The organism is Nocardia sp. NPDC052316, from assembly GCF_044547795.1.
GTDB lineage: Bacteria > Actinomycetota > Actinomycetes > Mycobacteriales > Mycobacteriaceae > Nocardia.
The window spans coordinates 683379-695723 of record NZ_JBIUBB010000006.1 but is presented as its reverse complement, the minus strand read 5'-3'; the positions used below and the strand labels follow the sequence as shown (position 1 = coordinate 695723).

General features: G+C 68.0%; 13 protein-coding genes and 1 pseudogene. 5 read left to right on the top strand and 9 right to left on the bottom strand.

The window, feature by feature from the left end; genetic code table 11:
* Positions 1-6 precede the first annotated feature (6 nt).
* Positions 7-210, bottom strand: a complete 204-nt coding sequence (locus ACIHA7_RS30780; protein ID WP_397294393.1) for a type II toxin-antitoxin system VapB family antitoxin — start codon at positions 208-210, stop codon at positions 7-9.
* Positions 211-556: 346 nt separating this feature from the next.
* Here ACIHA7_RS30780 and ACIHA7_RS30775 point away from each other — a divergent pair, with 346 nt between their 5' ends.
* A complete protein-coding gene (locus tag ACIHA7_RS30775; RefSeq protein WP_397294392.1) occupies positions 557-1456 on the top strand; it encodes a phenylalanine 4-monooxygenase in 900 nt (299 codons plus the stop codon).
* 3 nt (positions 1457-1459) lie between these two features.
* On the opposite strand, the gene ACIHA7_RS30770 is transcribed toward ACIHA7_RS30775, so the two are convergent.
* Positions 1460-2077, bottom strand: coding sequence for a TetR family transcriptional regulator (locus ACIHA7_RS30770; protein WP_397294391.1), 618 nt, complete (start codon positions 2075-2077; stop codon positions 1460-1462).
* Entirely contained in the window at positions 2067-3638 is a 1572-nt protein-coding gene (locus tag ACIHA7_RS30765; RefSeq protein WP_397294390.1) for an MFS transporter, read from the bottom strand. Before ACIHA7_RS30765 ends, ACIHA7_RS30770 begins: the two co-directional genes overlap by 11 nt.
* A gap of 123 nt (positions 3639-3761) precedes the next feature.
* Between ACIHA7_RS30765 and ACIHA7_RS30760 the strand changes: the two genes are divergently transcribed.
* A complete protein-coding gene (locus tag ACIHA7_RS30760) occupies positions 3762-5048 on the top strand; it encodes a serine hydrolase (protein ID WP_397294389.1) in 1287 nt (428 codons plus the stop codon).
* Positions 5049-5057: 9 nt separating this feature from the next.
* Here ACIHA7_RS30760 and yhjD read toward each other — a convergent pair whose 3' ends face one another.
* The 3 genes from yhjD to ACIHA7_RS30745 are packed head-to-tail and all read right to left on the bottom strand — an operon-like array spanning position 5058 to position 8113.
* Positions 5058-6086, bottom strand: coding sequence for an inner membrane protein YhjD (yhjD, locus tag ACIHA7_RS30755; protein ID WP_397294388.1), 1029 nt, complete (start codon positions 6084-6086; stop codon positions 5058-5060).
* Between the two features lie 41 nt (positions 6087-6127).
* Positions 6128-7159, bottom strand: coding sequence for a tryptophan--tRNA ligase (trpS, locus tag ACIHA7_RS30750; protein WP_397294387.1), 1032 nt, complete (start codon positions 7157-7159; stop codon positions 6128-6130).
* Positions 7160-7180: 21 nt separating this feature from the next.
* On the bottom strand, positions 7181-8113 hold the full coding sequence (locus ACIHA7_RS30745) for an oxygenase MpaB family protein (protein ID WP_397294386.1): 933 nt from the start codon (positions 8111-8113) through the stop codon (positions 7181-7183).
* 99 nt (positions 8114-8212) lie between these two features.
* Between ACIHA7_RS30745 and ACIHA7_RS30740 the strand changes: the two genes are divergently transcribed.
* Positions 8213-8872 carry a TetR/AcrR family transcriptional regulator gene (locus ACIHA7_RS30740; RefSeq protein ID WP_397294385.1) on the top strand — a complete coding sequence of 220 codons (660 nt, stop codon included), beginning with the start codon at positions 8213-8215 and terminating at the stop codon, positions 8870-8872.
* A 13-nt stretch (positions 8873-8885) separates the two neighbouring features.
* Here ACIHA7_RS30740 and ACIHA7_RS30735 read toward each other — a convergent pair whose 3' ends face one another.
* From ACIHA7_RS30735 to ACIHA7_RS30725, 3 genes are read right to left on the bottom strand one after another with little or no spacing between them, the layout of a single operon-like run.
* Complete coding sequence (locus ACIHA7_RS30735; protein WP_397294384.1) at positions 8886-9371, bottom strand: barstar family protein; 486 nt, start codon at positions 9369-9371, stop codon at positions 8886-8888.
* Positions 9371-9850, bottom strand: a complete 480-nt coding sequence (locus ACIHA7_RS30730; protein ID WP_397294383.1) for a ribonuclease domain-containing protein — start codon at positions 9848-9850, stop codon at positions 9371-9373. The genes ACIHA7_RS30735 and ACIHA7_RS30730 overlap by 1 nt, the downstream gene beginning before the upstream one ends.
* Positions 9847-10566: an exodeoxyribonuclease III gene (locus ACIHA7_RS30725; protein ID WP_397294575.1), complete on the bottom strand. Its 720-nt coding sequence runs from the start codon at positions 10564-10566 to the stop codon at positions 9847-9849. Before ACIHA7_RS30725 ends, ACIHA7_RS30730 begins: the two co-directional genes overlap by 4 nt.
* 127 nt (positions 10567-10693) lie before the next feature.
* On the opposite strand from ACIHA7_RS30725, the gene ACIHA7_RS30720 reads away from it, so the two are divergent.
* Positions 10694-11608 carry an alpha/beta fold hydrolase gene (locus tag ACIHA7_RS30720; RefSeq protein ID WP_397294382.1) on the top strand — a complete coding sequence of 305 codons (915 nt, stop codon included), beginning with the start codon at positions 10694-10696 and terminating at the stop codon, positions 11606-11608.
* Positions 11609-11696: 88 nt separating this feature from the next.
* A pseudogene (locus tag ACIHA7_RS30715) lies at positions 11697-12345 on the top strand (hypothetical protein); the annotation flags it as partial.

The window sequence follows — 12345 nt, the reverse complement described above, 5'->3', positions numbered from 1 at the left end:
GGCTGACTACCCGTCCACGACCACGACTTCGGGGCGCGGCAGGGTGAACAATGCGGTGGCGGCCAGCTTTTCGAGATGGCGCAGCTGACGCTCGTGCACGACGATCCGGCGCAGTGCCTCGTTGATCGTGGCGTTGCTCGTCGAGGTGCCCATCACGGCGGCCGCGGCGGCGAGCAACTTCTGGTCGAGATCGATCCGCACGGATTTCATGCGTCCTCCTTCGTACATTCGCCATTTTGCGCTATTCCGCTCGCTCATGTCTGGCAAATCGTGCAGAGTTCGCCGGATCGACGGTCCCGACCACGAGAATTTCGGCGCCACAGCATGTTCGGCGGCTATTACCGGGACGTCGCACCACGCTCCGCACACACTTGGCATCGTCGGCGGTGCGGGCAGAACGCGGCGTGCACGGCCGCCGACGGGCACTGGTCAGCTCGTCGCCCGAATCCGCCACCCGATGCCGGTAAGCGCGCGTCACAGCGAGGCCAGCTAGACACTTTGCCAAGCTGCGCGGGCTTTTGTTGTCGCCGGGCCCGAGCGGTGCTTGCATCGAGGTATGTTCACCGAAGCTCAGCTGTACTCACCGGTGACCCGGTCCGGCGACGGCGATGTGACCGTCCACCTGAGCGACGAGCACCCCGGCGTGCACGACTCGGACTACCGGGCCCGTCGCAACGCCATCGCCGCGCTTGCGCTCGATTACGCACCGGGTAAACCTGTTCCGCAGATCGCCTATACCGACGAGGAACAGCAGGTCTGGCGGATCGCCTCGGCCGAACTGGCCCGCAAGCATCAGACCTACGCCTGCACCGAGGTGCTGGCGGCCTCGGCGCGGCTCGCGCTGCCCACGGACCACATCCCGCAGTTGGACGAGGTCTCGGCGGCGCTGGTGCCGCTGAGCGGATTCCGCTACGCACCGGCGGCCGGATTGGTGCCGCTGCGCCAGTTCTTCGGCTCGTTCGCGGATCGGACCTTCCACTCCACCCAGTACATCCGGCATCATTCGGCGCCGCTGTACACCCCGGAGCCCGATGCCATCCACGAGATCATCGGACACGCCAATCAGATCGCCAGTCCGCGCTTCGCCGCCATCTACGAGGCGGTCGGCGCGGCGGTCGGGCGCCTGGAGACCGAGCCCGCACTGAAGTTCCTCGCAAACGTCTTCTGGTTCTCCATGGAGTTCGGCGTGGTCAGGGAAGAAGGCGAGGTCCGTTGCTACGGGGCGGGCTTGCTGTCGTCCTACGGGGAGATCGAGGAGTTCCGCCAGGCCGACCTGCGCCCGCTCGACGTCGCCGCGATGGGCACCGCGGTCTACGACATCACCCACTACCAGCCGATTCTGTACTGCGCCGAGTCGATCGCCGAGATCGAGGACGTGATCGGTGGCTTCTTCGCGTCGATGGACGACGAGACGCCGGCCCGGCTGCGGCATTCGAGTGCGGCAGGCGCGCAGTAGGTGTTAGGTGGCCGCTCTGTCCTGGCCGAGCGGCAACCCGGCTTCCAGCAGATCCAGCAGCCGGCCGACGTTGTCGAGATTCAACGGCGTGATGCGCGCGATGGCCAGGCCCGCCCCGGCCAGCGCGCCTGCCAGGACCCGGATATCGAAGTCGTCAGGTGTGCCGCCGACCCGTTCGGCCATCACGGCGGACACCATGTCGATGTTGCGTTCCATCTCCAGTCCGAGGGCCGACCGCAACTCGGGTACGTGGTAGATCAGCGCCTGACGTTCCTGCTCGAAAGCCTGCTGCTCTGCCGGTAGCTCCGCGAAAACCGCCGCCATGGCACGACGGAAGGCAGTCAACGGCGCGAGTTCGGGCGGCTGCGCCCGGACGGCCTCGATCAGGACCGGGTCGAGGTCGTCGGCGAGCACCAGCTGTTCTTTGGTCGGGAAGTAGCGAAAGAACGTGCTCGGCGAGACCTCCGCCGCCGCCGCGATCTGCTCGACGGTGGTCTCGCCGTATCCCTGCTCGCGGAACAGCCGGAATGCTTCCAGTCGAATCGTCCGGCGGGTCCGCTCCTTCTTCCGCTCGCGCAGGCCGCGTACGGCTGGCTCTTCTCCGGACAGTTCAACCGACATGCGTCGATTCTGACGTATCGGTGTCCGCGACGCCGCCACGTCCGCTCCCGAGCCGCTCAGCGACCGGCACCGGCCCGGCCGCGACGACCTCGACGGGTTGCTTCGCTCGCAGGAAAACGACGGCGACCGCGGCCGATATCGCGCACAGCGCGGCGCAGACCCAGAGCATCGCGGCCATGCCACCGACGAACGCGCTCTGCACCTGATGCAGGACCGCCGAGTCACCGAGCTGGTGCGCCACCGCGACACCGGCGTTCACCCCGTCGGAGATCGGCTCGCGGTTCAGCGCGCCGAGTTCGGAGCGGTACCGCGTGGCCAGCACCGTGCCGAGGATCGCGACGCCGATGGTGCCGCCGGCCTGGCGCAGCGCTTGGATCAACGCGGAACCGGAGCCGGAACGTTCCTCGGTGAGCTCACCCATCGCCAGCCCCATGGCCGTGGGCATCGCCAAGCCCATGCCCACGCCGAGCAGCGCGGTCCACAGCGCGGTGAAGCCGTAGCCGCTGTCCACCGAGGTGAGCGCGCCCAATGCGAGTGCGCCCGCCAGCAGGGCGAAGCCGAGCCCGAGCAGCACCCTGGTCCCCAGCTTCGGCAGCGCCAGGTCGACCACCCTGCTGCCGACGATCAACCCGCCGATCAGCGGAAGCAGACGCAGGCCGCTGCCGAGCGCGTCGGTGCCGAGTACCGCTTGGAAATACTGCGGCGCGGTGAAGAACATGCCGAACATCGCGAAGCTGACGATGATGGAAAGCGCGGTGCCCCAGCGGAATCCGGCGGACTCGAACAGGCCGAGATCGACCAGCGGATGCGCCGTCCTGCGCTGCAGGCCCACGAAGGCGCCGAGCAGCAGCAGGCCGGCCGCGACAATGGCCCAGCCGAGCCCGTTGCCCCAGCCGTACTCACCGATCCGGATGAATCCGTAGGTGAGCCCGAGCATGCCTGCCGCCGACAGCAGTACGCCGGGCACGTCGACGCGGAATCGGTTCTCGCTGCGCGACTCCGGGACCAACGCGAGAACGGCCAACGCACCGACGATCACCATCGGCACATTGATCAGGAACACCGAACCCCACCAGAAGTCGCGCAGCAGCCAGCCGCCGACGATCGGACCGAGCGGCAGACCGATCGCGGTCGAGGTGATCCAGATGGTGAGCGCGCGCTGCCGGGCCGCCCGCTCCGGAAACAGCGACGGCAGCACCGACATGGACAGCGGAAGCATCGCCGCGGCCGCGACGCCGAGCACCACCCGTGCGGCGATCAGCTGGCCGGCCGAGGTGGCGAAAGCGCAGGCCAGCGACGCGGCGCCGAAGACGAGCAGCGCGACGAGCAGGAATCTCCTGCGCCCGTACCGATCGCCGAGCGCGCCGGCGGGCAGCATCACTCCGGCCAGCGCCAACGTGTACGCGCTGCTGAACCATTGCAGCGCGGCGGTATTCGCATTCAGGTCGACGGCGAGTGTCGGCAGCGCCACGGTGAGCACCGTGACGTCGAGCCCGATGGTCAGCATCGCCACCGACAGCGCGCCGAGCGCGAGCCAGCGGCGAGTCGAGTCGGTCTTCATGACCCCTCCATAAAATGACAGTAGCTATTTTTTAATAGTAACTCTCATTTAGGAGACCCTGTCAATACCCTGCTCCGGCGCGTGCACGGCCGACTCGCCGCGAAATCGCTAGGCTCGCGAACGATGAAGATCCGGGACTCGCGCCGCCGCGCCACACTCCGCCTCGGTTCCGCGCTGGCCGCCGTGGCCGTGATCGCGGGCTCGGCCACCACACCGTCGTTCGCCGTGCCGTCGTCGAGCCCGACGACGACGCCGTTCAGCACCCCGAACACCGACGGCTGCCCGCAGAAAACGCGCCCGCCCGCCCCGGTCGACGAGTCCGAGGTCCCGGCGCCCGGTGAGCCGACGCCCACCGCGCTGCCCATCCCGACGCCACCGGTCGGCGGTGGCCGACTCGGCGAATGCGGCCTGGTGCTACCCAAGGGCGCACCCGCTGTGCCGCAGGACATTTCGGCGACCGCCTGGCAATTGGCGGACCTGGACTCCGGTGAGGTGCTCGCGGCCAAGGACCCGCACGGCCGCTATCGGCCCGCCAGCACCATCAAGGTGCTGCTCGCCACGATCGCCTTGCGCACACTGGATTTGAACAAGGTGGTCATCGGCACCCAGGACGATGCGAACGCGGACGGCACCCGGGTCGGCATCGGACCCGGCGGCCGCTACACCAACCGCCAGCTCATGCAGGGCCTGATCATGGCCTCCGGCAACGACGCGGCGCATGCCATCGCCACTCAGCTCGGCGGCGAGGCGGCCACCGTGGCGAAGATGAACGAGCTCGCAAAGGCGTTGGGCGCCTTGGATACTCGCGCGGCCACTCCGTCCGGCCTCGACGGACCAGGCATGAGCACCTCGGCCTACGACCTGTCGGTGCTGTTCCGCGAGGCCATGACCATCCCGCTGTTCGCCGAACTCATCCACACCGAACAGGTGGACTTCCCCGGCTACCCCGCCAACCCGAAGATCGAGGGCGACAAGGACCACCCCGGCTTCCCCATCGGCAACGACAACCACCTGCTCTACGACTACGACGGCGCCATCGGCGGCAAGACCGGGTTCACCGACGACGCCAGGCAGACCTTCGTCGCCGCCGCCGAACGCGACGGCCGCCGACTCGTCGTCACCCTTCTCAAAGCCGACGTCCGGCCGCTGCGCCCCTCGGACCAGGCGGCCCGGTTGCTCGACTACGGTTTCGCGCTGCCCCGCGGCACGTCGGTCGGCAAACTCCCCGATCCGAACCGCAAGCAACCGAAAGTCGGTGCGACCCTTGCCTCCCCACCGCCCAAGGAGCAGGAGTCGCAGCCGCTGGCCGACGACGACCACGGCGACAACCGCACCGTGTGGGTCGTCGGCGGCGTCATCCTGGTGCTCGCACTGCTGCTCGGTGCGCGCCGGATGAATCGGCGCGGCTGACCCTGGGGTTCAGCGACCGCGCGGTCGGCGCAGCAGCGACAGGGCAAGGGCGGCAAGGGCTCCCGCGCCGAAGAAGGTCGCGCCCGCACCGACGGAGAGTTCACGGACCGACGTGCGCGGGCTGATGACGGCGGCGGGCGGGGCGGGGATATCCGCTTCGGGTTCGTTGTCGGAGGCGGTGGCGGCCCAGGCCGTCGCGAACAGGATGATGCGGTAGGTGACGTAGCTGAAGACCATCAGGCCGATGATCGAGCCGAAGGCGGCCCCCGCCGGGCTGCTCAGCACCGTCTGCAGATAGATCGACGCGACGAACTTGAATATCTCGAAGACGACGGCGGCGAGTGCGGCGGCCTTGGCGGCGCTGGCCAGGGTGACCGGTTCGCGCGGCAAGCGGGCGATGATCCAGGCGAACACCGCCCAGGAGGCGAGGAAGCCGAGAAAGATCGACACGATGGCCAGCAGGAAGCGCGCGCCGGGCAGGTGCGAGAGGCCGAGGCTGACCAGCAACCTGGCTCCGAGCGTGCTGGAGCCGAGCGCGGAAAGGCCTAGGGAGACAACGAAGGCCAGGCCGAGGCCGAGCAGCGCACCGAGGTCGGACAGCTTGGCCAGGAACCAGTTCTGCTCCTCGCTCTTCTGCTCCCACTGCTCGGTCAGCGCCGCGCGCAGGTTCGCCATCCAGCCGAGACCGGTATAGAACCCCGCGAGCAGGCCGAGGATGCCGACGGTGCCGCGCGAGTCGACGGCCTGGTCGACGAGGTCGTTCAGTTGGGTGCCGAGCGAACCCGGAATGTTGTCGACGATCTTGGTCTGTAGCTCACCGAGCAACTCCGGGTGGCTCGACAGCACGAAACCCGCGACCGCGAAGGCGACCATCAGCAGCGGAAACAGCGACAGCACCGTGAAATACGTGATGCCCGCCGCGTAGTAGTCGCCGCGCTGGCGCTGATACCGCCCGCCCGCGCGCACCAGATGGTCCAGCCATGGCCGTGCCTGGATTCGTCGCTCGATCCACGCCTTGATGTTGTCGATCACCTGCACCTGTTCGCCCCTTCAGGAGAGATCTCGCAGGCGCCCGGCCGCTACCTGGCCAGCAGGCCCATGCGGTCGTATACCTGTGCGAGGGTGTTGCCGGCGATCTCTCGCGCGCGCTCGGCACCGGCGGCGAGGATACGGTCGAGTTCGCCCTGATCCGACAAATACTCTTGCACCTTCGCCTGCAATGGCGTGACAAATTCGACCAGCGCGTCGGCGACGTCGGCTTTCAGATCACCGTAACCCTTGCCCGCGTAATCCTGTTCGAGCGTCACGATCGGGTTGCCGGTCAGCGAACTCAGGATCACCAGCAGGTTGCTCACGCCCGGCTTCTGCTCCGGGTCGTAGCGGATCTCGCGCTCGGTGTCGGTGACGGCCGAGCGAATTCGCTTGGCGCTGATCTTCGGATCGTCGAGCAGGTTGATCAGGCCCGCGTCGGAGGCGGCGGACTTGCTCATCTTCGAGGTCGGATCCTGCAGGTCGTAGATCTTGGCGGTGCCCTTGACGATGTGCGCCTCCGGCACCACGAACGTCTTCTTGAACCGGGTGTTGAAGCGTTGTGCCAGGTTTCGGGTCAGCTCCAGATGCTGGCGCTGATCCTCACCGACCGGCACCTGGTGTGGGCGATAGAGCAGAATGTCCGACGCCATCAGCACCGGATAGGTGAACAACCCGACCGACGCGTTCTCCGCACCCTGCTTGACCGACTTGTCCTTGAACTGAGTCATCCGGCTGGCCTCGCCGAATCCGGTGATGCAGCTGAGCACCCAGGCCAGCTCGGCGTGCTCGGGCACCTGGCTCTGCACGAACAGCGTCGACTTCTTCGGGTCGATACCGATGGCGAGCAGCTGCGCGACGGCGGCCCTGGTCTGGGCCCGCAGCCCCTTCGGGTCCTGCGGCACGGTGATCGCGTGCAGGTTCGGGATGAAGTACAGCGCGTCGTAGTCGTCCTGCATGGTCACCCAGTACTGCAGCGCCCCAAGGTAGTTGCCGAGGTGGAACGAGGTACCGGTGGGCTGGATCCCGGAAAGGACCCGCTGCTTGCGTTCAGCGGCCGGGGTTTCTGCAGGAACGGACATACCCCGATCTTTCCATGGCCTTCAAGCGGAATTTCGCTCCACCCAGTTACGCGGGTCCACACCCGGCATGCTCGGCCGTCCGGCATCGACGAGCTGGTGTTCGCGCCGCGAGACGAGCTTGTAGACCGGGGCACTCGGCCCGGCCAGGGTGCCGCGCAGCAGGGGCGGCACCAGCGGCGGCGCCAGATGGGCGGTGCGGACGGCCTGCGCGAGCGCGCGATAGGCGATCTGGTCGGTCCGCCCCCAGCGCATCCCGTACAGCTGACGGATCCGCGGCGGCAGGCTGCCCTGCACCAGCAGGAAGAACGCCGAGGTGACCTGGTGCATCGGCATGCGCTGCGGGTACGGCACGCGCTGCCCGGCCAGGTAGGAGCCGACCAAGCGCGCCTCATCGGTGAGGAACAGTTCGTCGGAGGCGAGATAGGCGTCGAAGGACGCGCGGAACTCGGGGTAACTGGCCGGCGCCGCGTCGGCGGGCATGCCGAACAGCTCGGCCCAGCGCACATAGTCCTGGTACAGGCCCTCGCGCTCGCCGTCGGTCATCGGGCGCACCAGCAGGTCGTACATCACCTCGGCGGAGTCGAAGGTGAACGCCATCGTCATGTACATCAGGTGCGGGTCGAGCGCGGAATAGCCGGTACCCGCGGGGTGGTGTGCCCCCGCGTCCTCGGGCAGCGTGCCGCGCACCCTGGCGTGTTTCTTCGTGGTGAAGGCCAGCGCCCGATCCGCCTCGGCTCTGCTACCCAGGAACACCGCCTCGAACAGGTGGCCGGTGAGTGAGAGCCGGGTGTACGGGGTCATCCGATGCTCGGTGTTCTCCGCGGTGCCGACGTAGAGCAGTGGATGAACCGCACCGACAACCAGGGCGCGTTGGCCGTAGGTCAGGCCGACCGCGCGCTTGCTCATCACCCGCCGGGCCATCGAGTGGTCGCTGAAGTAGCCGGGCTCGGACATCACTGCCTCCTCGTCGAGAGCATCTGGCAACAGCATCCGCCAGATTCGCGAATCTGGCAATACTCTCTGCCAGAATCGTGCCGTGCCAGAATCGAAGTCGTGATTGCATCGCGGAGCGATTCCGGGACGGCGCAGCGAACCTACGGCGGGGTGTCCGCGGAGGAACGCCGGGCGCAGCGGCGCGCGGCGCTGCTCGAGGCCGCGCTGGAGATCATCGGCACCCAGGGGCTCGCCAAACTGACGGTGTCGGGGCTGTGCGCCCAGGCCGGGCTCAACGAGCGGTACTACTACGAAAGCTTCGACAGCCGCGATGCCGTGCTGACCGCGCTCATCGACACGATCGCCGAGGAGCTCGCGATCGCGATCGTCGCGGCGGTCGGCACCGCGCCGAAGGACTCCAGGAGTACCGCGCGGGCCGCGATCGCCGCGGGCATCCACCTGCTCACCGACGACCCGCGCAAGGCCAAGGTCGCCTTGGTCGCAGGCATGGCGACGCCGGAGTTGCGTGCCCGCACCACCGAAACCGTCCGGGTGTTCGCACGGATGGTCGCGGCGGAGGGCATCGACTTCTACGGCATCGACGACCCCGACTCGGATCCGGCGATCGACTTCCGGGCCAACTACCTGGTCGGCGGCCTGGTGCAGACACTCACCGCCTGGCTACATGGCGAGCTGACGCTGAGTCGCGACGAGCTGATCGAGCACACCACCGATGTGTTCGTCTTGCTCGGTGAGGATTTGGCGCGCCGCTTGGCGTGACGGCGCGCCCGGGTCAGAGCTCCAGCGAAACGTCCTGCAAACCCGTCGTTTCGCCTTGCAGGACAACACGAAACGCGATTCCCTTACGCGCCCAATGATCGGCACAGTCGCGCATCGCCTCGGCGAACCAGGTCCGCTCGGCCGGCTCCTCGGCCAGCAGGAGGGCCGAATCGCGGAGCACGACAACGTATCCCGCGCCCTCACCGAGGAAATCGTCCAGGTCACGCAGGCATTCGTCGAAGGCGTCCTTGTTCTCGCCGAAGTAGTACGGGAACTGGAGGGCGGCGGCAACCTCGTCGAACACCCGCGCCACGGTCTGCATCTTCGCGCCGCGCAGCTCACGGACCAGGTAACCGGACGGCGCACGGTAGCGCAGGCCGCTCAGTTCGGCGGCGTCGACGGTGACCGCGCCGAGGGCGGGCGCGGCCGCCCGCTGTGCGCGCGAGGCGACCTCGATCGGGCGAGATAAGAACTGCGACAACGGCATTACCTTGGACATCAGCGCATCCTCGTGAAGGTCTCGTAATGGTCTCCGGTGTACCAGGCCGTTCCGTCGCTGCCGGTGACGATGCGTTCGGCGTCCCTGGATCGGCCGCGCTGCTTGGGATTGACGTCCCACTCCTGGTAGGTGATCGGTTTGCCCGCAGCGTCTTTGGCGGCCAGCGTGCCCGCGCGGTTCATCCAGCGGTCGCCGCCCTTGGTGCCCGGCGCGTTCGCCGAATCGGGCCAGCGGCCCGCGTCGATCTCGCGCAGGGTGGTGTAGGCGCGGTCGGGTACGCCCGGTGCGCGACTGGCCGGCGCCTCCGCGGGCCGCGGCGTACCCGCGGCGGGCGCGCTGCTGGTGGGACGGGCCGTTGTCGAGGTGGCGGCGGTGTCGTCGCCACCACCGCGCAGGCCGAGCACCGCGACGACGATCAGCGCGAGCGCCACCGCGCCCAGACCCGCCAGCGCCCGAATGGCTCTCGGCGACAAGCTCATCGGTACTGCACCGTGACCGGCGCATGATCGGACCAGCGCTGGTCGTAGGCGGCGGCGCGGTCCACCACGGCCTGTTTGGCGCGCGCCGCGAGGTCGCCGCGGGCGAGTTGGTAGTCGATGCGCCAGCCGGTGTCGTTGTCGAAGGCGCGGCCACGATAGGACCACCAGCTGTACGGGCCGTCGACCTCCGGATGCAGCTTGCGCACCACGTCGACGTAGCCTGCGGCGAGCAGCTCATCGATCCAGGCCCGCTCCTCCGGCAGGAAACCGGCGGACTTCAGGTTGCCTTTCCAATTCTTGAGGTCTCGCTCGGTGTGCGCGATGTTCCAGTCGCCGCTCACCACGAAGTCACCGGTGCGTGCGGTGAGGTAGGCGCCGAGTTCGGCCATGTAGCGGTACTTTTCGTCCTGGCGCGGCGTACCCGCGTCACCGGAGTGCACGTAGACGCTCGCGACGGTGACGTCACCGAAGTCGGCCTCGAGATAGCGGCCGGACGCGCCGAACTCGCTGCTGCCGAAGCCGATTCGCACCGCATCCGGTGCACGCCTGGACAGGATCGCGACGCCTGCCCGGCCCTTGGACTCCGGCTCGGCATGCGCCAGACACCAGCCCTCGGCCAGCGCGGGCGCCAGCGCCGCGCTGGTCTGCTCGTCGGTGGCCCTCGTCTCCTGGACGCAGACGATGTCGGCCTCCGTGGCGGCGAGCCAGGCCAGCATGCCTTTGCCCGCGGCCGCGCGGACGCCATTTACGTTCACGGTCGAAATGATGTAGGCCACCGGACGACCGTACAATGCTGGTCAGATGAACTCCCTCGGACATCGCCGTCCAGGAAAGAGTGATGCCATGTCGTCCGACACCCCCAAGTCCCCCGCCGCCGCGCAACGCGCCACAAGCGCCGCCCGCGGGCCGGTCACCACCAAGGCCCGACCGCAGCTGCCCAAGGCCGTCAAGGCCCTGCATCTGGGATCCGGTGACCCGTTGCTCCTGTTGCACGGCTTCATGATGTCGCCGCACTGCTGGGAGCAGACCGCGGCGCGGCTGGCGAGCCAGTGCGAGGTGTACGCGCCCGCCTTCGCGGGGCACTGGGGCGGCGAGCAGGTAGCAGGCTGGTCGGTCGATGTGCACTTGCTGGCCGACCGTATCGAGGATCAGCTCGATGACCTCGGCTGGCGCACCTGCCACATCGCGGGCAACTCGCTCGGCGGCTGGGTCGGTGTCGAACTCGCCAGGCGCGGGCGGGCCCGCACGCTCACCCTCGTCGCACCGGCGGGTGGCTGGCACGCGCCGTCACTCACCTCGCTGCGCAGCAATCTGAAGTTCCTGTCGCTGGTCCCGATCGTCGAAATCGGCAAGCGCCTGGGCGGTTTCGCGGTCAACAACCCGATCGCCCAGCGCTTCGCACTGTTGTGGTTGAGCAAGAACGCCGCCGCGGTCTCCCGCCGCGACGCCGCGGCCGCCGTCATGGCCGCGCTGCACTGCCCGTCTCTGCTCCCTTTTGTCGTGAGCAGCATGCGCGGTCCAGGGCAGGCCGACCTGTCCACCCTGGAGACGCCGGTCCGGCTACTGCTTTCCGAGTACGACCGCGTGATCCCCAACCGCGTCTATGCCCGCCGCTACCTGAAGGAACTTCCCGAGTCCGCCGACCGCATCGTCGTGCACGGCGTCGGGCACGTGCCCATGCTCGAGGCGCCAGACCGTATCGCAACCCTCATCGCCGAGCACGTGTACGCCAGTCGCAACCGTCTTCGCGCGGTCTGAGGCGCGGGATATCCACAGGTCAGGAAGTTATCCCCAGATCGACGAATAGGCCTCGATCCGATCTTGCCGACGACCTACTGTTCGAGGCATGGGGAGCACACCAGTAGATCGCGTGGTGCATCAACTTCGCGGCGACGTCGACGGGCTGTACGAGCTGACCAACAACACCAACCGAGAGGTCAAGAGTACAAACGGCCTAGCCCGCGGCGTCGACCAACGGCTGCGCCGGTTGGAGAAGACAAGCGGGCGCCAGTTCGGCCTACTACTGGTCACGCAACGACAGCACGGACACCGTCTGGAAGGCGTGGAGTCCCGCTTCGGAGACGTTGCGGCACAACTGAACCAGGTCGGCACAGCAATGGACCGGCACTCCGAGGTCCTCGACGAGACGGTGAGCCGACTGGCAACGCTCGAGATCGTGGTGGGCGGCGTGGCAGGGCGGACAACGGCCTTGACCGACCAGGTAGACGGCCTGTCCGGTCGGATCGACGGCCTGACCGGACATTTGAACGGACTCGGAGGGCGAGTCGACGGCCTGGCAGGACAAATGAACGGCCTCGCGGGGCGCGTCGACGGCCTGGCAGACCGGATGGACGGCCTCACCGTAGGAGTCAGCGGCCTCACGGAACAGATGGACGGCCTCACCGTACGAGCCGACGGCCTGACGGGGCGGATGGACGGCCTCACAGAACAAGTCGAGGGCCTGACAGGGCGAATGGACGGCCTCGCCGGGTGCG